We start from the raw sequence: 25,565 nt of genomic DNA on the forward strand, positions 1-25,565 counted from the left end.
CGCCCGCATCCGCAGCGAACGACAACGACGCTGGGGCCAACCCGCCACCCGCGCAGCCTGACCAACACCGTCAACGTTCGTGGTCACGGCACTAGCCGTGCAGACGGACAGCGCGGCCGGTGCAAGGATCGCCCGGTGACCGCACCCGACTGGATGAACAAACCCCAGTACAAGAACCGGCCCGCGTACCGCCCCCCGATCCCCCCGCTCTACCGCCGCAAGGACCGCGGGCCCTTCAACCCGGGCCGAATCGTGTTCTTCCTCATCCTCGCCTGCGTGCTCTGGTCGTGTGTCGCGGGGATCCGTCGGTAGCTTCCACCCATGCACCCGCTGACAGAGGGGGCTTGACCCCTGATCCTGGACACGGGTTTATGCGGCCGGGGCCAGCGTAGCTGGCGCTGGCCGGGTGCTCTTCTCGTAGGTGATCGGTGATTGCTGTCCGAGCCGGGAGTGGCGTCGGACGGTGTTGTAGCGGTGCAGCCAGCGGAACGCGGTCAGTCGGGCCTCGCGTTCGTCAGTGAAGGCGCGGCGGCCTTGCAGGGTCTCGCGTTTGAAGGTCGCGTTGAACGACTCCGCAGCCGCGTTGTCGGCGGAGCTACCGACCGCGCTCATCGACTGCCGGACCCCGGCCGCCTGGCAGGCCTGGGCGAAGGCCCGGGAGGTGTACTGCTTAGGTTCAAGGAGTCGTCGCAACACCGGCTGCCTGGGCCGATTCTAGGTGTTCGGCCAAGGCTTCAGCGGGAGTCTTCCATCCCAGCGTTTTGCGGGGCCGGCCGTTGAGGGCAGCGGCGATGGCATCGAGATCGTTTACCGAGTGTCGTGATAGGTCGGTGCCCTTCGGGAAGTACTGGCGTAGCAGCCCGTTGGTGTTCTCGTTCGTGCCGCGCTGCCAGGGGCTGTGCGGGTCGCAGAAGTAGATGGCGAGGCTGGTGTCCAGTTGCAGTTGGACATGTTGGGCCATCTCGGCGCCCTGGTCCCAGGTCAGCGAGCGTCGTAGCTGTTCGGGCAGGGTGGCGATCTGTTTTGCGATCGCGTCGCGGACTGCTGCGGCGCCGTGCCCCGCCAGCGGCGGGCCGTTCTTCACGACGGGCTGCTGACCGTGTCCTTCCATGCGGGGCAGATGCAGCAGCATCGTGTAGCGGGTGGTGCGCTCGACCAGCGTGCCGATCGCGGACCGTTCGAGTCCGATGATCAGATCACCTTCCCAGTGACCAGGCACCGCTCGATCGGCGACCTCAGGGGGCCGTTGACTGATCATCACGTCAGGGCTGACGAAGTGCTTGCCGCGGCGGCGGGTGCGGGCCTGCGGCACCCGTAGCGCGCGGCCGGTCCGCAGACACGCCGTCAGGTCCCGGCGCAACGCGCCTCGGCCTTGGACGTAGAGCGCCTGGTAGATCGCCTCGTGCGAAATCCGCATCGAGTCATCATCCGGGAAGTCCAGCCGCAATCGCCTGCTGATCTGCTCGGGACTCCACGCCGTCCCCCACCGCCGGTCCGCGCGACGCCCGTGGCGGCGTCCCTTCCAGGGGACATTCGGCCCCGGGATCGGCCGACCCTGGCCGTCGGTGATGGCGCCGGCGAGCCGGTCCTGCACGTAGTTGTGCAGCCGCTGATTCGTGGCCAGCTTGGCGGTCTTCGGACGCCGGCCACGGCGCTCGGCGTGCCATTGCGCCGTCACGGCTCGGTATTCCAGGCGACCACCCCGTGTCGCAGCGTTGCGGCGCAGTTCCCGTGAGATCGTCGATGCGTCACGGCCCACCGCCCGGCCGATTTCCCGCACGCCTTTGCCCTGGGCTTTGAGCAGGGCGATCTCCTCCCGTTCGGCGATGGACAGGTACCGGCCCGACAGAGGCCTCAACGACAAAGGCGACATACCGCCACCCTGGCGAAACCAACGGCCACCCACCGGCTGCGACACACCACATGCCGCCGCGGCCTCCTCGCTCGACAGGCCCTCAGCGATTCGCCGCCAGAACTGCCGCCGCACCTCTCGATGCTCGTTCACTCCCGGCCGACCCGGCGATCGCATCGCCGGCCTGCCAGTCACCGTCGTCGTCCAGCCCGCAGGTCTTCCCATCACACACCCCTCGATCCGGGTGTTGCGACGACCACTGGAATGCAGGACGGCCGCTACCTGCAGGTTCGTACCGATGCTGAGGTCGCCACTCTGGGTGCGGCCATTCGAAAACCCTCGCGGCTGCCGATCCTGCTCATCCATACCCGAACACTGCCCGCACTTGCGGCAGCTCGGACAGCCGCAGCGAAGCTCGTCGGTCTTTCCGTGTCGTGACTCTCGACTATCGAGCTTCGCGTGCTCTCGACGCCGATTTGCCCGGGTACGCGCCGCCACTCGCAGGGGCTCGGCTGATTTGGAGCGATCCATCCGCACCCACAGTCCCGTTTGATGACTCGCAGGTCAGCTCCGAGGACTCGGATACGCTGCGAGCTCAACTGATGCGTCTGCTCGCGCCGGTCTCGGTTCTAGCACGAGGCCTGGACCGTGCCTATCGTGAGGCGCGTCGCGCGGAGATCGCTCACCAGGATCGTGATGCACGAGCCCGGACAGAACAGGCGCTGGCCGAAGGCGACACGAGCGCGCAGATTGAAGCGCTGCGAGATGAACTGGCTGCCGCCCGCGCAGGCGCCGATGATTGGCAGCAACTTGCCGCAGAGGAGGAGCAGCGGGCCGATCGTTTCCAGGCTGAAGCTGGGAAAGTGCCCGCACTCGAAGCGAAGATCGAGCAGCTCACGCTTGCGCTGCGCGCAATCTCGATGCCGGGTGACGCTGAGGTGACCGAGGAGGATCCGTGGGTTGTTCTTCCCGGGCTCGTCACGGGCGACGCCTCCAGTGCGGAGAGCCTATTCCTTCATCTCGCGGATGCTGCAGCGGGGCGCATCGTTTTTACGGATCGAGTCGCCTCATCTTGGAAGAAGAGCAAGTACCCCTTTCCAGGCGAGATGGCCGAGTGTCTGACCAAACTTGCTCGCGTGGCGGTCGCGCTCTACGACGGCAGCGACCGGAACTACCCGCATCTCGACACGTGGATAAGGGATGAGTTTGATCTCAAAGTCGCCCTGCAGGACGATAAGATCGAGAAGGCCTCAAAGATCCGATACTTCGACTATGAAGGCGCGACGCACGACCGAACTCCGCACGTCAAAGTGAGGGATCATGCCCCGCCGTCGCAGGTGGGACGGATCCACTTCGCGCTCGACTCCGAAAATCGCAGGCTGATCGTCGACCATGTAGGGCTGAAGCTGTACTGATCGAGGCCGCAAGAGCACACCGTGCGGTGTGACGGCCACAAAGCACGTGACGAGCCTGAGCGGCCGGGTGCGAAGACCTGCTGCACGGGCCTCGGCTATTCGCGACCAAAGGGGCCGGTCTGGCGAGTCGGTAGACCAACGCGGACAGCACCGGCACTCGACGTCCGCCCGAAACTGGTCGGCGACTCGCACGTGGATCGCCATGCCACCCCGGCGTCTCAGTCTAGGGGTCAGAGTGCCGACGGTGGGGGAGTGACCTTCGGGAGACACCATAGACACTCTTATCGGTACACCTTCTGTAGTCATAATTGTCATTACGTTCGGGCCGTGTTCCCTGTAAAGATCGGAGCGTGCCGACCTCGCCAGTCTGCTGGCCGGGGTTGCCGCCGCTGCCCGCCAGCGCGCCCCGTCCCCAGGGCGGTCCTCAGGCACGCAGCGCCTCTCCAGTTGCGCTGATCGCCTTCTCGAACCACGCTGCGGTGTTCTCTTTCGAGCGAGTCCAGACCGCGAAGCGGTGGCGGGCGGTGTCGGCGTCGATTCGCCTCTGGTGGGTGCCGGGTCGCAGGCGGCGGTCGGGGCGAGCACGGCGAGGAGAGCCACCGAAGCGGCGAGGCGTCGGGCCATGGCGGCGAGCATAGGTGGCGGTCAACTTCCGCCTCTCGCCGCCTCCACACCGGGCCAACAACGGCGCAGTCACGGTCGGGTGGCGCCAGGAACACGTGCCGGTCGGCGGTGGCCGATGCCGGCGGGGCGTTCGGCGTTGCGTCGCCGACAACTCTTGTGACCCGGCGATGCCCTCCTCAATCGGTTCCAGCGGCAGGTGTCACAGGCGGGTGAGTCGGTGGTCCAGGGCGGTGTGGCGGCGTCCGGCGCTGACGGTGCGGATCGCGGCGGCGAGGGCTCGGCGGGAGCCGACGAGGACGACGAGTTGTTTGGCGCGGGTGACGGCGGTGTAGAGCAGGTTGCGTTGCAGCATCATCCAGGCGCTGGTGGTCAGGGGGATGACGACAGCGGGATATTCGGAGCCTTGGGAGCGGTGGATGGTCATGGCGTAGGCGTGTGCCAGCTCGTCGAGTTCGTCGAAGTCGTAGTCGATGTTCTCGTCCTCGTCGGTGCGTACCGTCAGGGTCTGCTCCTCGGCGGACAGGGCGGTGACGATGCCGAGGGTGCCGTTGAAGACGCCGGCCTGGCCCTTGTCGTAGTTGTTGCGGATTTGGGTGACCTTGTCGCCGACCCGGAACACCCGCCCGCCCATCCGCCGCTCCGGCTGTCCCTCTCGGGACGGGGTGAGCCGCTGCTGCAGCAGGGTGTTCAACGCGCCGGCGCCGGCGGGGCCGCGGTGCATGGGGGTGAGGACCTGCACGTCGCGGCGCGGGTCGAGCCGGAACTTGGCGGGGATGCGGGTGCAGGCGACCTCGACGGTGAGGGCGGCGGTGGCGTCGGTGTCGTCGCAGGCGAACAGGAAGAAGTCCGGCAAGCCTTGCAGGAGGGGTGGGCGGCCGGCGTTGATCCGGTGAGCGTTGGTGACGACGCCGGACTGAGCGGCCTGGCGGAAGATCTGGGTCAGCCGCACCCGGGGGATGGTGGGGGCGGCGAGCAGGTCGCGTAGGACTTCGCCGGCGCCGACGGAGGGGAGTTGGTCGACGTCGCCGACGAGGAGCAGGTGCGCGCCGGGTGGGACGGCTTTCACGAGTTTGTTGGCGAGGATCAGGTCGAGCATGGAGGCTTCGTCGACGACGAGCAGGTCGACGTCGAGGGGGTTGTCCCGGTCGTAGGAGGCGTCTCCGCCGGGGCGCAGCTGCAGTAGTCGGTGCACGGTGGCGGCCGGGTGGCCGGTGAGCTCCGACAGGCGTTTGGCGGCCCGTCCGGTCGGCGCGACGAGGGTGATCTTGGCTTTCTTCGCGGCGGCGAGTTCGACGATGGAGCGGACGGTGAAGCTCTTGCCGCAGCCCGGCCCGCCGGTCAGCACCGCCACCTTCGAGGTCAGGGCGAGGCGGACCGCCTGCTCCTGCTCCGGGGCGAGGTCGTTGCCGGTGCGGGCCTTCAACCACGTCAGGGCCTTGCCCCAGTCGACGTTCGTGAAGTGGGGCAGCCGGTCGGCGGGGGTACCGAGCAGACGGTGTAGGGAGATGGCGAGGGACTGCTCGGCGCGGTGGAACGGCACCAAATACACCGCCTGCACCGCCTCCCCGTCGGCGCCGGTCAGGGTCTCGCGGACGACGCCCTCGCCGGCGACCAGGTCGTCGAGGCAGCGGGCGACGAGGTCGGCGGGCACGTCGAGGATCTTCGTCGCGTCGGCGACCAGTTCCACAGCGGGTAGGTAGCAGTGCCCGTTGTCGGTGGCTTCGGACAGCGTGTATTGCAGGCCGGCCATGACCCGCTGCGGGCTGTCGTGGGGGATACCGACGGAGCGGGCGATGGTGTCGGCGGTCTTGAAGCCGATGCCCCACACATCCGCGGCCAGCCGGTACGGCTCCTTGGTGACCACGTCGGTAGAGGCGTCGCCGTACTGCTTGTAGATCCGCACCGCCAGGGAGGTGGACACCCCGACGCCTTGCAGGAAGACCATCACCTCCTTGATGGCCTTCTGCTCCTCCCACGCCGCCGCAATCTTCGCCGTGCGTTTCGGCCCCAGGCCCGGCACCTCGACCAGGCGGGCGGGTTCCTCCTCGATGACCCGCAGGGTGTCCAGACCGAAATGGGCGACGATCCGCTCGGCGAACACCGGACCGATACCTTTCACGAGGCCGGAGCCGAGGTAACGCTGGATGCCCTGGATCGTGGCCGGCAGCACCGTGGTGTAGGAGTCGACCTCGAACTGCCGACCGTAGCGCGGGTGCGACGACCACCGCCCGTGCAATCGCAGCGTCTCACCAGGCTGCGCGCCGAGCAGCGCCCCGACCACGGTCAGCAGGTCCGTGCCGCGGTCGGTGGCCACGCGGGCGACGGTGTACCCGGTCTCCTCGTTGACGTATGTCAACCGCTCCAGCACCGCGTCTAGAACGACGAGCGGCGGGCGGGCTGGCGTCGTCACGCCTGACATCGTGCCGCGTGCCGCCACGGCACGGGCACCCGCCCGCCCGCTCGCCTGAGACCGCGCGAGGCCCGCACGCTTGACGTCATTCCCGCGGCGGTTGCCGACGGGTGTCCCCACGTCCCACGTACCGATAGACCGGCGCAACGGTCTCGTCGTCCACGCGTAGGTAGTAATGCATGAGGGCCGCAGCGGGCAGAGCGCGTAACCCGACATAGATCCCTGTCTGCGGGAACAGCACGGTCAGCGGCAAGGATCCCGTCTCATCGACCTCGACAGGTGCCAGACGGCCATCAACAGGCCCCCGAGAAACGATGCTTCTCTAGCGGGTATCACAGCCGCCGATTGCGTTGATCGCAGTCACCAGCGCCGCGGCCGCCACGGCAAGCCCCGCGAGCGCGCTGACGTTCCGGTCATCCGGGCGAGGCGACCCGGCGCCGCTGCCTCGTCGGTGCGTGCCGATCGTCTGTCCCGTCTCGCCATGGCTGTCCCCTCCCCGGCCCGCCCTTGACCCTTCAAGGCGCCGCCGGAGGTACTTCACCAGCGACCAGCGACCAGCGCCGGCTGCCATCCCGTGACGGCGGTCCTATGGATAGAAGGGGTTGCCTGTGGATGACGCGTTCGGCGCGCGTGTTTTGTGGTACGGCCCGCGAAGCTGTGCCGGGCGAAGGCCGAGGGGACGGGGCGGGGCAACCCACAAGCCGCAGGGCGGACCCGTTACGATCTCGGGATTGTGGCGCGGACAAGTCGACGCAGTCGGGAAGCCGGCCTGGGCGGTCATTCCGGAGCCGCCGGGGCCGGCCGCCGGCCTTCCCGTGGCGCCGTCGGCGGTCCACCGCCATCCTGTTTCCGCCACTGACCGGCGGTGTCGGCGCGCAGCAGACGCTCGACCATGCGCATGGCATCCGCCTCCGTCTCGAACTCCCAGCGCAGGACCCTGCCCGTCTCGGTGTCGCCGGCGCGGGCGACGACCGCCCAGCGCGTCTGGCGCACCAGCCACACGTCCCGACGCGCCAAGCGTCCCCACACCCCGTTCCAATACCGCCGGACCACCTCCTGCACCAGGTGATCGTACGCATGTTCGAAGACGGTGGAAGGCGGGGTGGTGAACAAGCCCGGCGGATCCGCCGGGCGTACGTCACTCGCATCGGTCCTCGGCGCCCCGACCGTAGGGCTCGCAGTAGTCGGGACGGTGGCGGTACACGCCCAGATCACGCCCCTGCCGATGGCCGCGTTCGGACGTGATCTCGTACAGGCACGCCCCCCACGCCACAGTCTGCCCGCCGCCGGACACCACCTGGCCGTCGCCCGGCCCGCCGCGCAGCAGCACATCCATTCCCCGACCGTACGTAATCGGCCGCGACCGGGCCTGGCTTACCGCTCGTCAGCGCCACGAGACCGGCAGGCTCTGTTGATCGAGTAGTCGGAATTCACCTCATCACCGCCGTCGGGGCGACGCTCTGTCACGGGCCGAGACCTGGCCCGCCCGTACCGAGCATCCGCATCTGGCCGATGAGAATGCGTTCCGCCACTCGGATCTCCGTACTGAGCTCGCCTTGGCCTCCACTATCCGAGGTGCTCACCTTGCCTTTAGCGTCGGGTGCGGAGGGGGTTCGCAGCGTCTCGCCTGGGGAGAACCTGTGGAAAGTTCGCTCCTGCCGCTCGCTGCCGGCGCCGCACTGCCTCATCGTGTGATGGATCACGCTGCCCGCCGAGGACCCGTCTGGCGGATCGGCGTCAGTGTGGCGTTGCTCTCGCTCGCCTGCGGCTGCTGGCCGACGGCGTGCGCATAACGCGGGCCAGGTTCGGACTCAGTGGCCCACGCCGACCGCTGAGTCGCGGCCTTGATTCGTGGTCGGTGGCGCAGCTACTTGTCTTCGCTGGCTCCGTAGAGGCTGGAACCCTCTCGCAGACCGTGGATGAAGCCGGCGACGGCCGCTCGTTCGCGGGCGGGCATCGCCATCAGCGTATTGAGGATCCATTCGACGTCGGGGGAGGAGCCTCCCTGAGGCTTCGCCCTCATCAGTTCGGCCGCGAAGGGCCGTGTCACGGGCTCAGGGCATGCGAAGGCGGCCATCATCTCCAGAGACTCGTCCAAAACCTGTGCCCGCAGCTCGATGTTGACCACTGCGAGGTAGCCGTCGGAGGGCTCACGGAGGCCGATCTCGGCTTTATAGCTAACCTTCCATGATTCGCCCAGCATGCGCGCCAGGATCCCGCAGATCGCGTCGGCGAGGGCGAACAGGGCCGCCGAAGGCGCGTAATAGTCGTCGTTCGGAGTCCACTTCGTCTTGGCGGCGGTTTCGGCGCGATGAAGGTCGAGTGAGGCGTCCAAACCCGGCCTCAGCTCGCGCCACCACTGCTTGACCACGCGCTCTTCGGCCTCGCTCTCCAGTGCGACCATCCCCTGCATCGCCCACCAGAGATCGAGCAGCGCATCCTCGTCGAGTTCCAGGGCGGCGGCGTAGCCCCGGACAATCGCCTCGGTCTTGGGTGGGCGGTTGCCGCTCTCGGCCATGGAGACGGCGGCCACGGAGAGCTTGGGGTCGAAGGAGGCGGCGACATCGGCCTGGTTCTTCGACAGGTGCTTGCGCACGGCCTGCAGCACGCGGCCGAACGCCACCGCCGAACCCGATCCGGATTTCACAGCAGCACCCCTTCCTTGTGAACTGTGTTGCTGATACTTTTTCACCGGCAACACGGGGAAGCTCGAAAACCGTAACACGAGACGTAGCTCGATCCGTGAGTCCGACGCAGCCACCCCGCACAAGAGAGGAAGTTCCCGATGAGCCACCAGGACTCGAACAAGCGCCGAAGCGTCGACAGGGTTGTGCAGGCGGGCCAGGACTACAGGCGATACGTGGACGTGGCTTTGGTGGTCATCGGCGGCGTCAAGGAGGTTTACGCGGAGGTGTCTCCGCTCGTCGCGGAGTGGAAGCGGCGTGAACGGCGTCACGGTGACGCCGGTTAGGTTGGTCGGGTCGCTGTGATGCGCTGGCGGGCCCCTGTGGTGGCGATCGTTGCTGTGCTACCGGGGTGGTGGGGCCGCCCGTGGCGGCGATCGCCGATGCGCCCGCGCGGCTGGCTGCTGCGGGCGGCATCAGCTCGATGATCTCCCACTGCGCATGCCGAGCGTCGAGTGGCCCGATCTGTCCGTACTCCGATCGGTCCCCGCATTGCGGCTTCACCATGTGCTGACTGATAGTGCCATCATGGCCCTAGTGATCACCTCCGAAATGGAGCCTCGATGAGCACTTACATCGACCCACTCGTCGACGGCGCAACCCCGATGAGCGCGTACGAGGGCCAGGTATGGGACACGCTCAACGAGCACTGGCGGCGCCGCGACAACCGCCGTGGTCTGCCGAACTGGGCGAGCGCCGCGCTCGATCGCACCGGTGAGGTCACGCGAAACGCCGTAAGCCGGGCTACGGAAGCTGTGCCGGAGGCGGTCATGGAACCGGTCCGTCGCGCAGGCGACGCGGTTGCCAGCATGGCCGTGCGGCCGGCTCTCGAAGCCACGGCAGCGATGCTCCAGCTGGTCAACGACTGGGCCCTGGAGCTCAACGACCCGAAGAGCGTCGAGAAGCTCGCCCGCAAGCGTGGCCTCGAACTCAACAGTTTTGCCGAACTGCGGCAGCAGGACCTCAAGGTCTGCGATCGGCTGCTGACCCTCAACAACCTCAAGTGGCGGACCGCCGGCGCCTTCGAAGGTGGCGCCATGGGCCTGCTGGCCATGATCCCCGTCGCCGGGATCCCCGTCGCGATGACAGCGGACATCCTCGTCATCCAGGTCCTGAGCACGTCGATCGCATCGCGCATCGCGTACTCCTACGGCTACGACGCAAAAGACCCCGCCGAGCAGGCCTTCGTCCAACGCCTGGTACGCCGGTCCTTCATGGCTCAGGCGGCCAAGGCCAAGCCGTTGAGTGAGACCGCACGGGCGGCGAACGCGGCCAAGGTACGCACGAACTGGTCAGCCAAGCTCCGTGAGGATCACCGCCTCCTGGCCGCCCTTGAGAAGTTGATGCAGCATCTGGGCCCAGCTGGCTCCAGGGTCTCAGTCCAGGACGTCGCGAAGGTCGTGCCGTTCGTGGGTGTCCTCATCGGTGCCGGCATGAATTCCGCGATCCTCGGCAGGGTGGCCGCCGATGCCCAGCGGTACTGCCAAACCCGATTCCTGTGCGACAAGTATGGGCTTCCGCTGCCGCCCGCACTGGCGACCAACCAGGACGACGCCGACCCCCAGGCGACGCCACCTAAGTGAATGGCCGCCGGTCCAGGATGCCAGCACAGAGCATGAAACCGCCACGCCGCTACCGCATGATGCCGGACGGCGCGCTGCGCGAACATGGCGACGACGAGATCTGACGCCCGATACCGACTTGCGGGCGCTGTCCGACGCGGACGGCCCGACCGCCGGACCGACGTGACCAGCGACCTGTGCCCGTCATCGATGAGCGATCGCAGTTGTGCGACAGCGGCCGGGGGAGAGGGGCACCAGACGAAGCGGGAGAGCTTCGGCTGCCCTGCCGCCTGGTAGGCGAGACGGGGCCGACACAGCTCGCGCAGGGTCGGCGGGTTCGCAGGGCATCGCCGCCTGCGTCCATCGGTTCGCAACGACTTGTGCTTGCGCTGGCATCGGCGTGGTTGCCAGATTCTCGACGTTCTCTAGAGGGGACGGTCCGTGGCAGGGGGAAATTCCGACGATGCGGTAGCCGGCCAAGCCCTGGTCTGTCAGGCGCGGCGACTGAGCCAGATTCAGCGACCCGGACTCCACCGCCTAGGCGGGTGCCGGGCAGGCGTCCCGGGCGCCCATCACGACAGGACGGGCCCCCTGTTCTCATGGCTGTGAGTGATTCGAGGGTGACGTGAATGTGATCCTCATGTTTGACTGAGGTCTATGCGAACGGGGGAGGCGCGGCTCGCGATCGACTGCGGATGTACCAGCACCACCGCGGTGGTGGCGTGGCCGGACGGCAGATGGATGCCGCTGATGTTCGACGGCGAGCCCGCCCTGCCCAGCGCCGTACTGCTCGCCGGGGACGGCAACATGCTGACCGGCCACCAAGCGTGGCAGGCCGCCGCCACCAACCCGCAGCGGTTCATCCCAGCCCCACGGCAGTCACCCGAGCAACAGCTCACCGCCGCCGGGACGGACATCGACGCCCTCGATCTGGTCGCCGCCACGCTGCTCCGGGTCGCCGGGGAGGCGCAGCGGGTCACCGGGTCGGTGGTGGAGGACGTGCGGCTGGTGGTGCCGGCCGGGTGGGGGCCGCGGCGGCGAACGTGGATGCGCCACGCCGCTCACCGCGCCGACCTGCCCCAACCCCGCCTGATCGAAGCCCCCATCGCGGTCGGCGGGCACCTCCTCACGGCGGGGGTGCAGGTGCCGGTGGGGTCGTTCATCCTGGTCTGCGATGTCGGTGCCGGCGCGGAGGTCAGCGTCCTGCGACGCGGCCCCGCCGGATTCGAGGTACTCGCCACCCTCGCGGACCCAACCGCCGGTGGCACCGCCATCGACGACGCTCTCGTCGCCACGCTCACCGACAACGGCCCGGCAGGTGGTGACGGTCAGCGGTGGGCAATGCTGGCCAGCGTCGGCGCCGCGAAACACGCACTTGCCGACCATGCCGCGGTGACGGTGCCCCTGCCGCAGGGCTCCGCAGTGGTGCTCAACACCGGCGTGCTGGAACAAGCCGCCCACCCGGTCCTGCACCGCGTCGCCCAACTCACCACGGAAGCGATCGCCGCAGCGGAGATCAACGCCAGCGACCTTGCCGGTGTCTACTGCGTCGGCGGCGTCGCCCGGATGCCGCTACTGGCACAGGCAATCGCCGGGACCGCCACTGTCACCCCGACCGTGGTCCCAGACCCTGCCACCGCCGCCGTCCGAGGTGCCGCCGACGCGGGCGCCGCCAACCCTGCCGCGGCAGCCCCGCCGATCGACGTGCCGGTGCCGCCGATACGCCGGGCGGTCGCGCTCGCGGTGCCCGGGTTGGCATCCCTTGCCCTGCTCTGGCAGTACCTGATGACCGCCGAATACCACGACGGCACCAGGACCTTCCGCGGCCTGTACTACTCGGTCAACGTGAACTGGGGCGAGCTGACCATGGCCTGCGTCTTCGCCCTGCTGACCTGCCTGAGCGCCGGCACCATCCTCGGCTCCCTCATCGCCGCCCACAGCCCCACCCCCGATATCAGATCCGAAGGTGGGAAGGTCAGCGTCGGCATCCTCGCCGCCGTGTCCCTCGGCGTCGCGATCGCCGGCCTGTACGCGGTGGTCTCCAGCCAGTACTTCGCGCTGCCGGTGGGCGGGTTCCTGCGCTGGGCGCTGTGGCCGATCACGCCGATCGTGCTGATGGCGGTGGCCATGGCGTTGGTCGCCGCCCGCCAATGGCGGGCGCCGCACGGCGGCTGGTCGGCGCTGCTGGCCGCGCCGACCGGTTCCGTGATCACCGCCGCCGCCGGCATGCTGCTCGTCCAATACTCGTTGACCGCCGACCGGTGGCCGAACATGGTGCTGTGGATCGACCTCGCCGGCCGCGTCGGTGGCCTGCTGCTCGGCGTGGGTGTGGTCATGGCGCTGGTGACACCGTTGGTGTTCCGCCTGATCCTCGGCGCGCCGCTCGCGCTCATCACCGCCGCGATCGTCAGCGGGCGGGCCGCCGGCGTCCTCGGCGTCTTCTACGCCATCGCCGTCGGGGTCTGGTGGGCGGCCCGGTTCTGGGCCCGCATCGTCCGCCCCACCCCGCCCACACCTGCCGGGCAGATGTCAGCAGCGGAGGGCGTTGTCGTGCCGCCGGGTGGAGGTGGGTGAGTGTGCGGTGGCCGCGGCAGGTGGTGTGGCTGCTGTTCGTTCTCCTGCTCCTGGCCGGCCCGCCGGCGGTGTTGCTGCTCGTGGTCGGCTTCCCGCTGCGCGGGTGGCCGGACGGGCAGCAGGTGCAGGCGTGGGTTGAGCAGCCACTGACCGAGCAAACATTGGCGGCCGCGTTGACCGTCGGGGCGTGGCTGCTGTGGCTGGTGGTGGCCTACACAGTCACCGTCCGGCTCCTGGCCCGCCTTCGCGCCGGCGCGCTCTGGCTGCGGCGTATGCCCCTGCCCACACCCTTGCAAGCCACGGCCAGCGGGATGGCCGGCGCGGCCGTGTTCACGGTCACCGCCAACACGGCGACTGCCGCGCCGCCGCAGCCTGCCCTCCCGGTCGCCGCCGGCACGCTCGACAACCTCGACGACACCCACCTCGACCCCTACACCGGCGATGAGGGCGTGGTGGTGGCCGGCGGCTGGCTGCCCCGCGAAGTCGCCGACCAGGTCGCCGCCGCCGCAGCCCTCGTCTGGCTACGCCGCCGCCTCGCCTACCAGCCCCGTCGGCCCGGCCCTCCAGCACGCGAGGACGCGGACCTGGCCCCGCTGCCCGCGGCCGCTGCCGCCGTGCAAGCCGCCCTCGCCGACCACCCCCCGGCACCGCAGCCGGGCGACGCCACCCCGGATGGTGGCGGATCCTCCGGTGCGATGCCGGCCCTCGTCTCCGGCCTCCCGGCCCCGGGTGTGGGGCTCAGCGGAGCGGGCGCCGCGGCCGCGGCGAGGGGCCTGCTGGTCACCGCCCTGCTGACCACACACCGCCATCCGGCGGTGTCGCTCGTCGTCACCCGCACCGCCCTCGCCGGCCTGCTCGGCTCCGCCGCCGAGGAACTACCTCGGCACCTGCCACGGCTGCAGGTCGTTTCCAGCGTCGACGAGGGGGTGCAGGCTATTGATTCCCGAACTCGCGGCCATGACCGCCACGGGCTAGCCGCGTCACGCCGGGGCGACGACCTGCCGGACGCCCGGGCGGCCGTTGTTCTGATCACCGACGAACCACCGTCCGGTCCAGGCGCGCAGCGGTTGGCCGTCCTGCCGCCTGCGGGCGCGACCGTCGTGGTGTTGGGCGGGTGGCCAGCCGCCGCGACATGGCAGGTCGACGCGGCGGGCAACACCCACGACCCTGATCGCCCCGAGTGGCGCGGACCACGGCTGTGTGTGCTCGACGCGCAGGCGGCCATCGACCTGCTCACCGTGATCGCCCACACCGACCCGCCACCCGACCAGCCCGCACCAAATCCCTCCCCACACGCCGTGCAGCGATCCGGGCCCCGCGTGCCGAGGCAGGCAACCGGACCCGACCCCCGTCCCCGACCCGCTGCCCCCGGCCACCGCCTGGAGCTGCGGGTCCTGGGTAACCCGATGCTGGCCTTCGACGGTGAGCCGATTGCCATCCGCCGCACCGCGGCCGTGCAGGCACTGGTGTTCCTCGCCGCCCACCACGAGGGGGCAGACAGCCGGGACCTCGTGGACGCCATCTGGCCGGGCCTGCCCCGACACTCGCTCACCGGCCGCCTCTACACGACACTCAGCGAGCTGCGCGGCACGGTCCGGGCCGCCTGCGGCCTTGCGATCGTCGACCACACCGATGACCGCTACCGCCTCAACCCTGACCACCTGGACGTGGACCTGTGGCGCTTCCACACTGCGGTCCAGCACGCCGTCACCGCCGTCACCAACACCACGGTCGCCTGGCAGGCGATCATCGACGCCTACCCCGGCGACCTCGCCGCCGGCCGCCCATGGCCGTGGCTGGACCCGGTCCGAGAAGCCACCCGCCGGCACGTCATTGACGCCCACGTGGCCCTCGCCGCCGCCGCATCCGACCCGCACCACGCCCTGGCCGTGCTGCAACAAGGCATCCGCGTCGACCCCTACAACGCCGACCTGCACGTGCGGGCGATGAACGTCCTCGCGGCCCTCGGCGATCACGACGCGGCCGCCGAACTGCACGACAGCTACAGCCGCCGCCTCGCCGAGGCAGGCCTCGAACCCGGCAACGAGCTCAGGGAAACGGCCGCACGGCTGAGCAACAGCGCCGTTCCGGGCCGATAACACCAACCTGTTCACGGCCGGAACCGTTGGCGTACCGGTCACCTCACATCGCCGACGGCCAGCCTTCGTGTGACGCGAAGGTCCCTGACCTGCGGGTGTCAGGTTGTGTGAGGCGGTGTGAGGTCATGTCAGCCAGCAAGCCGCGACGACGGCCGTCCGGCCGCCATAGCGTCGACTCGCATCAGCACCCGGCATGCGGCACCCAGCACGACGTCACTCGCCGCCCAGCCCTGGTGACCACGATCGACAGGCAGGAGGCAGCGATGAGAACCCGAGCGGTGTCGGCAGCCACGACGACGACCTGTGCACTTCTGCTCGCGGTCGTACCGGCCGTACTCATTCACCTCGCCGCCTGGCCCGACCTAGACGGGTCGTGGACGGCCATGCTGCAGGAATGGATCCGGCAGCCCCTGTCCGCCGGTTTCCTCGCCGCCCTTGCGTACACCGCGGCATGGCTGATGTGGGCGCTGCTGGCCACCGCCGTCACTACCCACGCCTACACCCTGCTCACCCGGATGCTGCGATGGCTGCCGGCGCTGCACCTACCCGGGCCGCTGCGAAGCCTCACCGCCGCCATCCTGGGTGTCACCGCCGTCAGCGCCAGCACCGTCCCCGCGCACGCCGCCGGCACCCCCACCGTCACTACCTCCGGCGAGGCCGTCCACCCGCCCGGGCCGACGCACGCGGTCACCCCCACACCTCACGCCGCTGACCGGCCGACCGGCACCTCCCGCCCCGAAGGCGAACCTCAGGACACCTACACCGTCCGGCGCGGTGACACCCTGTCCGGCATTGCTCAGCGGTGTCTCGGCGACGCGGAGCGCTGGCGCGACATCTTCGCCGTCAACCGCGGCACCCACTTCAAGGTTGGTGGGACACTGCGTGACCCCGACCTGATCTATCCCGGCTGGGCCCTCCAGATGCCCGCCGCCCGGGACTCGCATCCGGCCAGACCGCCGGCTCAAAAGGCATCCCCGACGAGACCCGAACCACGCACGTCGCAGCCCGACGCGACGCCGCCGCCAGCTCACCCCACGTCCGGCACGACCGCACCTCACCGATCAGAAGAGTCGCCCGGCACGCCGACCGCCACTGCCACAGCCCGTGATGGCGCTGCCGTCTCGCCCACCCCTACGGCGTCCAGACCGGCGCCTGCAAGCACCCAAGACGGCCGAGGCGAGCAACGCCATGTGCGGGGGGTGCCTCTGCCGACCGGCAGCTGGGTCGACCTCGGCCTGGCCGTGGCCATCGTCGCCGCCGTCGCCCTGGTATGGGCGCACCGCCGACGCCGCTACGTGCCCCGCAAGCCCTCAACGTCGCCGCGCATGGATGACCCGGATCTGGCGCCGATGCCCCGCGTGGTCAACCAGATCCGCCGCAACCTGAGACTCGCTGCCGCCCAGCCCGACGAGGCCGGCCCCGCCGCCAACAACGTGCACCACGACGCCATCGACGCCCTAGACCCCGCCGACCCCGGCGGCGGCCCCGACGAGGACGATGTCGTCGACGGCGAACATCGTTCGCCTGACCTGGACCATGCCCGCGACGGTAAATTCCTGCCGGTAGCGCCAGCCCTCGCGCACCCGCTGTCGGCGCTCTGGCCGCCAGCCGGTCTCGGTCTGACCGGACCCGGAGCAGACGCCGCCGCCCGCGGGTTCCTCACCGCGGCCCTGGCCACCGGCGGCGCGGACCACCCCGACGCCCGCAGCCAAGTGGTCATGCCGTCGGCGACCGCAGCGACCCTGCTGGGCGCCGCCACCGTCAACCTGCCCCACACACCGAGACTGACCATCACCACCGGCCTCGACGAAGCCCTCGAGCTCCTGGAAGCCCAGGCCCTGCACCGCACCCGACTGCTCTACCAGCACGAGGTCGACACCGTCACCGAACTACGCGCCGCCGACCCCTACGAAGAACCCCTCCCACCGGTCATGCTGCTCGCCGACACCACCAGCCGCCACGAACGCTCGCGTATCGCCGCCCTGCTCGCCCAGGGCCAACGCCTGGACATCCACGGCGTGCTGCTCGGCTCCTGGCCCGAAGGCAACACCGTCCACGTCGCCGCCGACGGCACCACCACCCCAGCCGACAGCGACGCCCCGCCGGGCTCCCACCCCGCAGACATCGGCCGCCTCACGGTGCTCAACCCGACCGAGACCACCGACCTCCTCGCGACCCTCGCCGAATCCCACACCGGGCAACCGCCCGCACCCGCCCCCACCGAAGCCCCACCCACCCACGCCCAGCCCGCACCACCCCTGCCAGCTACCAGGCAGCCACCGCCTCCGGAGGCCAGCGGCCCCGATCGACGACGCACCGACGAGCAGGACGCGGACGCGACGTCCCCCGCTACGGCGTCCACCGCCGGCCCCGACCCGGACCCCCTCGATACGGACAGCACCCCGGCCAGCGGCGACGACACCACCCCGACAGAACCCGACACATCCAGCCGCAGCGGCCAGCCCCCAGCCATCGTCGAACCGACCCGGCCCGACACGCCAGCCCTCGACCCCCCGCAGACACCCGCGCCACCGTCGCAGCCGCACCAGATCACGGTGACAGTGCTCGGCCCGCCCGGCATCATCGACGCCGATCCGCAGCGAAACCTACGCGCGAAATCCCTGGAACTACTGGTGTACCTGGCGGTGCGCGACGGCAGCGCCTCCGTCGAAGCGATCCTGGACGACCTGCTGCCCGACGCCCCCGCCAGCAAGGCAGTGCACCGGCTGCACACCTACGTCTCGGACCTCCGGGCCGTGCTGCGCCACAACGCCGGACCCGGCACTTACCTCACCCACCCCCACCACCGCTACCAACTCAACCCCGACCGATTCAACATCGACCTGTGGCGCATGCGCGCCGCGATCCGCGCCGCCGACACCGCCGCATCCCCGCCCGAACGCATCCAGGCGCTGCGCCGCGCCGTGACCGCCTACCGCCCCCTCGCCGACGGCTGCGAATACGAATGGCTCGAGCCCTACCGGCAGGCCGTACGCCAAGAAGCCCTCGACGCCACCACCGCCCTCATCGAGGAACTCACCGACCAGCCCGCAGCCCAGACCGCCGTCCTCGACACCGCCCTGCAGCAGCACCCCTACACCGAAACCCTCTACCAGGCCGCGATGCGCGCCCACGCCCGCCTCGGCCACCTCGACACCATCCGCGCGCTGCGCCGCACCCTGACCCGACGCCTCGCCGAGATCGACACCGAACCCTCCGACGACACCCTCACCCTGGCCGACAAGCTCGTCACCGACCTGCGCCAACCCCGACGCCGCACCAGCCCCACCGACAGGCCAGCCGCATGAGCGCAACACCGGACACCACACCGGCCGGCCACGCCGCCAGCGGCAAGCATCTGTATCGACTGCGGTGGGCGGTACGCGCCACCCTCACCCTCGGCGTCGCCGCCTCCGTCGCCGCGAACGTCCTACACGCAAGACCGAACCCGATCAGCCAGATCATCGCCGCGTGGCCACCCCTGGCACTGCTCCTCACCGTCGAACTGATCTCCCGCGTCCCCCACCACCGCCGGGCCCTGGGCGTCATCCGCATCGCCGCCACCGCCGTCATCGCCGCCATCGCCACCTGGGTGTCGTACTGGCATCTCGTCGGCGTCGCCGCCCACTACGGCGAAACCGATGCCGGCGCCGCCTACCTGCTGCCCATCTCCGTCGACGGCCTCGTCATCGTCGCCAGCGTCAGCCTCGTCGAACTCACCGCCAGGATCCGCGCCACCACCCCAGAACGAAGCATGCCACCGGCTGCCACGACGCCCACCGCATCCGCACGTCCACCCGACCCCGGTCCGGTGCCAGAAGCCATCGGCAACCTCACCGCCGAGCCGGCGCGGCCACTTGCCCCTCTTGCCGGCAAACGCCACCGACACCACCCCCAGGCCGACAACACCGGCGGCACACCCAACACGGCCAACCAGCCTCGACCGCGGACCCGCAGCCGAGAAGACGACACGCGGGAGGTGATGCGGACGCGCGACACGCGACCGATGGCTCCCGGCGACGGCAGCCCCACCGACCAGCCGCCGGATCGCTCAGACGACAGGCCGCCAGACAAGGTGCCCTCGGACACCGCCGCCGCAGTGGCCTACTGGCACCATCGCGACCCCGACCTTCACCCCGCCCAGATCGCCGAGCGGATCGGCCGGTCCGAACGCACCGTCCGCCGCCACTGGCCACCACCACCGTCCAGCGGCGCACCGCACATCAACGGTCACCTCGCCGACAGCCTCCGCCAGTGAAGCCGCCGTCCCGCGTCGCCCGTGGGGGTGACAACCACGGACGGCACCGCAATGCGCGACCCCCCAACGACGAAAAGGACCTGTTTCTACATCGGGGTTCGGCGCGAGCGGCGCGTGGAACCGTCCGATCGTCAGGCAGACTCGTTGATCAACCGGCAGGGCCGGGCCGGATCACGGCCTTGTGGCTGTGACGGGCGAGACCGACGGGCTCGCCAACACAGGCGCGACGCAATGGGCTCCACCGGGACGGCGATAACTGGCCCACCACGGGCGGACTGTCGCTGCTCTCGGCTACCGAACGTAGTCTGTGAGTAATCGAGAGGGTCGACGGGTTCCTCTCGGCCAAGGTGCTAACCACCACCTGAACCGGCGTCACTGCGCCTCGTCATACTTTTTCCAGAACTGCGCCCGAAGCTTGTGCCGCACCTGTTCACTCAAGTCAAATTCGCCACGGCGGTCGGACAAATCGGTCAGCAATGCCTTGTCGATGTCGCGTGGGATCGATGGCTTCCCAGCCTCGAGTTCCGCCAGCGCCTCCGCAGTGGCGGACTTGCGGAATGCCGTCAGGACGTTGATGACCACCGAATCGATTTGTTCGGCAAGTTCGGCGGGGTCCTCATACTCCGTCGTGACCTGCGGCTCGCGGCCGGTGGCCGCGCTGTAGACGAGCACAGACGACGGCGGACGGAGCGCACCTGGATGTCCCAGCCCGGCGAGGTCCATGGGCGTAGCCTTGACCTGCGGTTGCCCGACTGGCGGCGCGACCGCCACCGGCTGCGGCGCCGGTGGCATCGGCAGCGGCGGCATTTCGACCTTCGCCACCGTCTGATCAACGGTCTCCGGAGGCAGGATTTCAAACCCGTCGGCCGCCCGAATCAGATGCCGGCTGATGCCGTGGGGCTTGTTCTCCGTGTTGGGAACAGCGAGCAGGATGACCTGTACGCCGTGAACTTGGGCCTCCTCGACAGCCTCGGTCAGATCGTCGTCGCCTGAGACGAGGATGAAGACGTCGGCGGCTCCGTTGCGCGCGTGCGTCACGAGGTCAAGCCCAATACGCAGGTCGACGCCCTTCTGCTGGCCGTCCATGCCGAACCGACCGAGCCGCAACTTGACCTTGGGCAACTCGCCGATGCGCTGCTGCTGGGGATCGGGCACGCCGTCCTTAGCTGAGTCGTACCAGTGCACCCGCAGCACTGACAGCTCCGACATCCTCTCGGCCTGCCGAACAAGCGCGTCAAGCAGCGGCGCGTAGTCGACGTGAACCCCGCCGCGCAGCGACGTCCCGGTCACCCGGACAGCCGCCGAACTGAGCAGGTAACCGACATCCACATAGAGGGAGCACATAGACCTCATGGTTCACAGGATGCCACCAACCATGATCGACCGCGGACGGCCGGCCACCACTTTGCCGACCATGAGTCGCCGTCAGCGCCGAACGCGAACCCTTCCGTCTGAGGCGCACCCTACGCCGCAGCACCACAGTCGCTATCCGGGACGCACCATCGGCGGCAGATCTGGATGCCCGGCTGCATCCGCATCATGCGCACGGTGTTGCGGAAGGCGTTGGGCCAAGCCGAGCGGGAGGGCCTGATCGCGCGGAACGTTGCGGCGCTATCGGCGGCTCCTTTCGGGCCTATCGGCTGGGTGAGGAACGCGCGTCAGCCACGGGGCGTGAGGATCTTTGTTGATCACGCCGTGAGTATCGACGACGTCGGTCAGCATAGCTAGCGCGGATCTCCTCGCCGGGCAGGCTCGGCGTGCCGGGTCTGGCTGAACTCCCACCGTCCGGTTGCGGCCCCTTCCCGTGTCCCGGCAACCACGGTAGCGATTCGACCTCGGCCGCTCGCCCCTGCAAAACCATCCGGAACGCTGCCTCGATCATGCCAACGCCCAATACGTCGGAGCCGGCGGAACCTCGAAGCAGCCGCGCGTGTCTAGATGTCATGGAGAGTCCGGACGTTGTGGAATTCGGCGGCTCGGCCGGTGGGCATGGGCCGGGACGGTCCTGGCCGCGTTGGCTGGTACCGCTGGTGGTGGTCACCGTCGTCGTCGGTGCGCTGGCCCTTCGGGACAGGGCCGGTGGTGCCGGCTCCGCTTCGCCGTCGCCGGGTCCGTCCACAACAGCCGCCGCAACGCTGCGGACCGGCCCGCCGACCTTCGACGCGAGCCCGCCCGAGCCGATGGTCTCCGACCTGGGCCACCCGTTGCTGGGCGTCACCGGAGGCTGGGAGCTGTTCGCCCGCGCCGACACCGAGGTGGTCCGGATCCAGTTCGCCCGTGGCCGTGTCACGCATACTCCTGTGCCGGCGTTGAACAGCTCCGGCCCTGTGTATTTCGTGGTCGGCCGCGACTGGGCGGTCGTGCGGCCGCTGGATTTCGTGCCCGGCTTTCTCATCCCGGATGGCCGGCCCGCACGTGCCCTGGCCGGAGTGCTGGGCCGCTCCGGGCCCGCCCTACCCGGCCCCGACCCGGCGACCCTGTGGGTGGCGGCCGGTTCCGGCGTGACCGCGACGATGGTGCTCGCACGTCCTGATGGCCGGCCGGTCGGGCGGTCGGTTCGGATGCCGTCGGACACCAATGACTTTCCGCGGTCGGACGGGACAGGGCACCTGGTGTTGCAGGGCATCGACGGCTTCTACCTCGCCAGACCGGATGGTATGCGCCGGATAACGACTGGTGCCCTGCTGGCCGTGGGCCCCACCAGCTGGCTGGTCCGAGAATGCGACGAACGGCATCGCTGCGCCGTCATCGCCATCGATCGCAACACCGGCGTACGACGAGCCCTCGACGTCGGCATCAGCCTGGGCCTGGGCTACCCCTCGCCCGGTGTGATTGCACCCGGTGGGGGCGCCGCGGCGCTTTTCGAACGCGGGCCGGACGGGTTGAACTCGCTCCATCTGCTCGATCTCGTCTCCGGCGCTGACCGCCGGCTCGAGGTGCCCGTCGACCAGCCCGGTGGCGGTGCAGGGCTGGCCTGGTCGCCCGATGGGAGGTGGCTGTTCGTCGCGGGTGAGCACGGGCAGTTGTTCGCCGTGGACGCCTCGACCGGACGGGTCCGCGGCGTCGGTGTGGAGCTCCCACCGATCCACCAGCTCGCGATCAGAGCCTCCTAGGTCCAAGGACCTGTCATCCTCGCCTCGGTCTTTCAACGGCATCGCCGCCGTCCCCTATTTGATTGGCCACGACTATCCAAAAGGCCCAGGCCGACCTGAAGCGCGTGCTAGGGGCGGGTGGCCCCTCATTCGCTGTTACCGGCCGGCCCCGCGGCCGGTGCGGAAGCTAGGTCCTGCTGGACCTGCTCGCGGGCGGAGCCGCGTACCTGCGTATTCGCTGCCGCTCGCGATGGAAGCCGGCCAACACCGTCGCGGGATCCGCCACCGGCCCTCTCGACAGGGTGGTTCCGTTGCCCCTAGCATCCGATCTTCGGGCCCGCGGCCCGCGGCCCGCTGCACCACGCGTCACCCAGAGTCACCCATCACGGACGACGAGGAGACATCGATGCAGAGACGGACGACGACGGCGGCGGCGCTCGGCGTGCTGCTGACCGCGAGCGTCTTCACGGGAGGGGTCGCGGCGGCGGCCCCCGCGACGGCGGCGGAGGCCCCACCGGAGGGGATCACCCACGAGGATAACGACCGGGTCCCGGAGGGCTCGGTCTGGACGGAACACTACTTCCCGTCGACGGACGGAGTCGAGCTGCACGCCGACGTGCTGCGGCCCGAGGGACTGCCGGCGGGCGCGAAGACGCCCGTCATCCTCTCCGTCGGGCCCTACTTCGGCCACGCCGGGCAGACCGGGCCCGAGGGCTTCACCCACACCGGGCCGTCGGCACGCTTCAACGACTTCCTCGAGGGCGCCGACCTCTTCGACAAGGGCTTCACGTACGTCATGGTCGACCTGCGCGGGTTCGGCGGGTCCACCGGCTGCCTCGACAACAAGGGCCCGGGCGAGCAGAACGACGTCCGCGCGGCCATCGAGTGGTCGGCCTCGCAGCCGTGGTCGAACGGCAACGTCGGCATGTACGGCAAGTCGTACGATGGCGCCACCGGTCTGATGGGCAACAACCTCAAGATGCCGCAGCTCAAGGCGGTCGTGGCGCAGGAGTCGATCTGGACCGGGTACAACTACCTGTTCTCCAACGGGGTGCCGCGCTCGAACGCCACCGGCACGCCGAGGTCCTACAACAACATCGCCACGCTGGAGCCGCTGGCCGACGACACCTCGCGCTACCAGGCCAACGCCCGGTACGAGAAGTCGCACCCCGAGTGCCTCAGCAAGAACATCGCGGACAACTACGAGCCGGACCCGAACGCCCCCTTCTGGCAGGCGCGCGACATGGCAGCCAAGGCCAATGGTACGACGACTCCGCTGTTCGTCACGGCGGGCTTCATCGAGAACAACACCAAGCCCGAGGGGATGGAGGAGTTCCTCAAGAACCACGTCGGCCCCGAGCGCGGCTGGCTGGGCCAGTGGGACCACGTGCGCGGCAACGACCGCGTGTCCGACGGACGCCTGGCGATGGGCCGCGAGGGTTGGTTCGACGAGGTGATGAGCTTCTACGACCAGTACCTCAAGGGCGAGGAGCCGACGACGACGTACCCCACTTACTCGATCGAGGACAACCTCGGCGAGTGGCGGGCCGAGCCGACCTGGCCGACCCCCGACCGCCGCATCACCGTGGCGCTCGGCAACGGCACCTACGTCGACGACGGCGGCGCCGCCGGCGTGCCGTACGCGTCGTCGCCGTCCACGCTCGCCCTCCCGAAGAGCAACGGGCAGTGGGACATGGAGAGCGCCCCGAGGCTCGAGGGGCTCGGGGCGACGCGCAAGGCGGCCTCGCCGTCGGCGTCGTCCGACGCGGCCTCCGCGAAGCCGGCGTCGAGCTACCTCGTGTGGTCCGACGTCGTGCGGCAGGAGACGCGGCTGACCGCCACGCCGCGCGTCGAGCTCACGGCCCATGCGGCGGGCAACGTCATGGTCAAGGTGTGGGACGTCGCGCCCGACGGCACGGCGGTGATGTTCGACGAGAACGTGTCGCTGGTCAAGAAGGGCCGGGTCGGGTTCGACCTCAAGTCGACCGACTGGACGCTGCAGGCCGGGCACCGGCTCGCGGTCGAGATCGGCTCGATCACGACCGGGAGCTGGCGGGACACGCCGTCGGGCGCCACGATCAGAGTGACCGGCGCCATCCTGCGGCTGTCGACGGAGAGCACCGCGGACGACGTGCCGACCGCGGGGAAGCGCTCGCCGTTCCTCGACAGCTACATCAAGGCGTACACGCGCACCTTCCCGGAGCCGGGCACGCCGACATTCCGACTCTGAGCAGCGGTTCAGGACCAGCGCACGCCCTGGCGTGCGCTGGTCCTGACACCTCCGGATATCCTCTCGCCAGTGTCAGGAGAGGCTGCCGCGTAGCGGTGGTTGGATCCCTTGCCACCTGGTGTCTGGCTCATAGTGGTCGAGCACGTCCATGAGCATCGGACCACAAGGGACGACTTGGTTGTCATGCCGGGGCAGCACGAACACGCCTCTGTGCTGGTGCGCGACGATCTCGTCTCCAGTATCCGTGTCACCAGTCGGGACGAGCAGCGGGATATCACCCAGCGCGAACGTCTCCTCGCCTCGACACGTGGTGGCCCGACGAGGCCGGAGACCATGCGTGTCCGATCGAGGTCCCCATCACCGACGCCGCCGGCCGTACCACGTGTGCTGACTGGGGTAGCAGCGGCGGTGACAACACCTGCCGCAGCACGGTCATGTTTGGACGGTACGGAAGGCACGGCCGGCGCCTCGGACCTCGGCCGAGCCAAGGGCCGCTGCGATTGGACATCGCCATCCATCCCCTCGGGATACGCGTAACGCGGATGATCTCCGCATAGTCACCGGAGCCTGGGCGATTCGCGTTGACAGTCCCTGCTCATGCTCGGTACAGCCCACGCTCGCGCGCGAAGGCCGTGAGCACGGCAGCCTTTCGCGTCTCAGCTCGCGGGAACCGAGTTGAGAGAGGGCGCGCACGGTCGGCGGCATGAGTAGCCTGCTGCTCTAGGACCAGCGTGCGGTGGTGGACTGCCTAGCCGTCCCCACTTC

Annotated in this window: 16 protein-coding genes and 1 pseudogene; 10 read left to right on the forward strand and 7 right to left on the reverse strand. The window is 69.4% G+C overall.

Translation table 11 applies throughout. The features are described from left to right. The first annotated feature begins 135 nt into the window (after positions 1 to 135). Positions 136 to 312 carry a hypothetical protein gene (locus AB0H57_RS28765; protein ID WP_357511796.1) on the forward strand — a complete coding sequence of 59 codons (177 nt, stop codon included), beginning with the start codon at positions 136 to 138 and terminating at the stop codon, positions 310 to 312. 57 nt (positions 313 to 369) lie between these two features. Here AB0H57_RS28765 and AB0H57_RS28770 read toward each other — a convergent pair. After that, positions 370 to 666, reverse strand: a pseudogene (locus AB0H57_RS28770) (integrase core domain-containing protein); the annotation flags it as partial. Between the two features lie 10 nt (positions 667 to 676). Beyond that, positions 677 to 2,077: an IS30 family transposase gene (locus AB0H57_RS28775; RefSeq protein ID WP_357511837.1), complete on the reverse strand. Its 1,401-nt coding sequence runs from the start codon at positions 2,075 to 2,077 to the stop codon at positions 677 to 679. A 377-nt stretch (positions 2,078 to 2,454) separates the two neighbouring features. Between AB0H57_RS28775 and AB0H57_RS28780 the strand changes: the two genes are divergently transcribed. Further along, entirely contained in the window at positions 2,455 to 3,267 is an 813-nt protein-coding gene (locus tag AB0H57_RS28780; protein ID WP_357511798.1) for a hypothetical protein, read from the forward strand. A gap of 823 nt (positions 3,268 to 4,090) precedes the next feature. Here AB0H57_RS28780 and AB0H57_RS28785 read toward each other — a convergent pair. The 4 genes from AB0H57_RS28785 to AB0H57_RS28800 form a co-directional block, all read right to left on the reverse strand. Beyond that, the gene (locus tag AB0H57_RS28785) at positions 4,091 to 6,301 is read right to left on the reverse strand and encodes an ATP-dependent RecD-like DNA helicase (RefSeq protein ID WP_357511800.1); all 2,211 of its coding nucleotides are present in this window, start codon (positions 6,299 to 6,301) and stop codon (positions 4,091 to 4,093) included. A 777-nt stretch (positions 6,302 to 7,078) separates the two neighbouring features. Then, on the reverse strand, positions 7,079 to 7,363 hold the full coding sequence (locus tag AB0H57_RS28790) for a hypothetical protein (RefSeq protein ID WP_357511802.1): 285 nt from the start codon (positions 7,361 to 7,363) through the stop codon (positions 7,079 to 7,081). A 76-nt stretch (positions 7,364 to 7,439) separates the two neighbouring features. Continuing rightward, positions 7,440 to 7,637 (reverse strand): hypothetical protein, encoded by a 198-nt coding sequence (locus AB0H57_RS28795; RefSeq protein ID WP_357511804.1) that lies wholly within the window; start codon positions 7,635 to 7,637, stop codon positions 7,440 to 7,442. A gap of 531 nt (positions 7,638 to 8,168) precedes the next feature. After that, positions 8,169 to 8,948 carry a hypothetical protein gene (locus AB0H57_RS28800; protein WP_357511806.1) on the reverse strand — a complete coding sequence of 260 codons (780 nt, stop codon included), beginning with the start codon at positions 8,946 to 8,948 and terminating at the stop codon, positions 8,169 to 8,171. 138 nt (positions 8,949 to 9,086) lie between these two features. On the opposite strand from AB0H57_RS28800, the gene AB0H57_RS28805 reads away from it, so the two are divergent. The 6 genes from AB0H57_RS28805 to AB0H57_RS28830 all read left to right on the forward strand — a co-directional run bounded on the left by AB0H57_RS28805 (position 9,087) and on the right by AB0H57_RS28830 (position 19,478). Beyond that, positions 9,087 to 9,272, forward strand: a complete 186-nt coding sequence (locus AB0H57_RS28805) for a hypothetical protein (protein WP_357511808.1) — start codon at positions 9,087 to 9,089, stop codon at positions 9,270 to 9,272. Positions 9,273 to 9,548: 276 nt separating this feature from the next. Beyond that, positions 9,549 to 10,568, forward strand: coding sequence for an EcsC family protein (locus tag AB0H57_RS28810; RefSeq protein ID WP_357511810.1), 1,020 nt, complete (start codon positions 9,549 to 9,551; stop codon positions 10,566 to 10,568). Positions 10,569 to 11,204: 636 nt separating this feature from the next. Next, positions 11,205 to 13,121, forward strand: a complete 1,917-nt coding sequence (locus tag AB0H57_RS28815) for an Hsp70 family protein (protein WP_357511812.1) — start codon at positions 11,205 to 11,207, stop codon at positions 13,119 to 13,121. Next, positions 13,118 to 15,220, forward strand: coding sequence for a bacterial transcriptional activator domain-containing protein (locus AB0H57_RS28820; protein ID WP_357511814.1), 2,103 nt, complete (start codon positions 13,118 to 13,120; stop codon positions 15,218 to 15,220). The genes AB0H57_RS28815 and AB0H57_RS28820 overlap by 4 nt, the downstream gene beginning before the upstream one ends. 26 nt (positions 15,221 to 15,246) lie before the next feature. Further along, the gene (locus AB0H57_RS28825; RefSeq protein ID WP_357511816.1) at positions 15,247 to 18,528 is read left to right on the forward strand and encodes a BTAD domain-containing putative transcriptional regulator; all 3,282 of its coding nucleotides are present in this window, start codon (positions 15,247 to 15,249) and stop codon (positions 18,526 to 18,528) included. Then, positions 18,525 to 19,478: a DUF2637 domain-containing protein gene (locus AB0H57_RS28830; protein WP_357511818.1), complete on the forward strand. Its 954-nt coding sequence runs from the start codon at positions 18,525 to 18,527 to the stop codon at positions 19,476 to 19,478. Before AB0H57_RS28825 ends, AB0H57_RS28830 begins: the two co-directional genes overlap by 4 nt. Before the next feature lie 372 nt (positions 19,479 to 19,850). On the opposite strand, the gene AB0H57_RS28835 is transcribed toward AB0H57_RS28830, so the two are convergent. Then, a complete protein-coding gene (locus AB0H57_RS28835; RefSeq protein WP_357511820.1) occupies positions 19,851 to 20,822 on the reverse strand; it encodes an NYN domain-containing protein in 972 nt (323 codons plus the stop codon). 686 nt (positions 20,823 to 21,508) lie between these two features. Between AB0H57_RS28835 and AB0H57_RS28840 the strand changes: the two genes are divergently transcribed. Next, positions 21,509 to 22,591: a hypothetical protein gene (locus AB0H57_RS28840; protein ID WP_357511822.1), complete on the forward strand. Its 1,083-nt coding sequence runs from the start codon at positions 21,509 to 21,511 to the stop codon at positions 22,589 to 22,591. 385 nt (positions 22,592 to 22,976) lie between these two features. Next, positions 22,977 to 24,800, forward strand: coding sequence for a CocE/NonD family hydrolase (locus AB0H57_RS28845; RefSeq protein WP_357511824.1), 1,824 nt, complete (start codon positions 22,977 to 22,979; stop codon positions 24,798 to 24,800). Positions 24,801 to 25,565: the final 765 nt, after the last annotated feature.

The organism is Micromonospora sp. NPDC050686, assembly GCF_040654475.1.
Taxonomy (GTDB): domain Bacteria; phylum Actinomycetota; class Actinomycetes; order Mycobacteriales; family Micromonosporaceae; genus Micromonospora.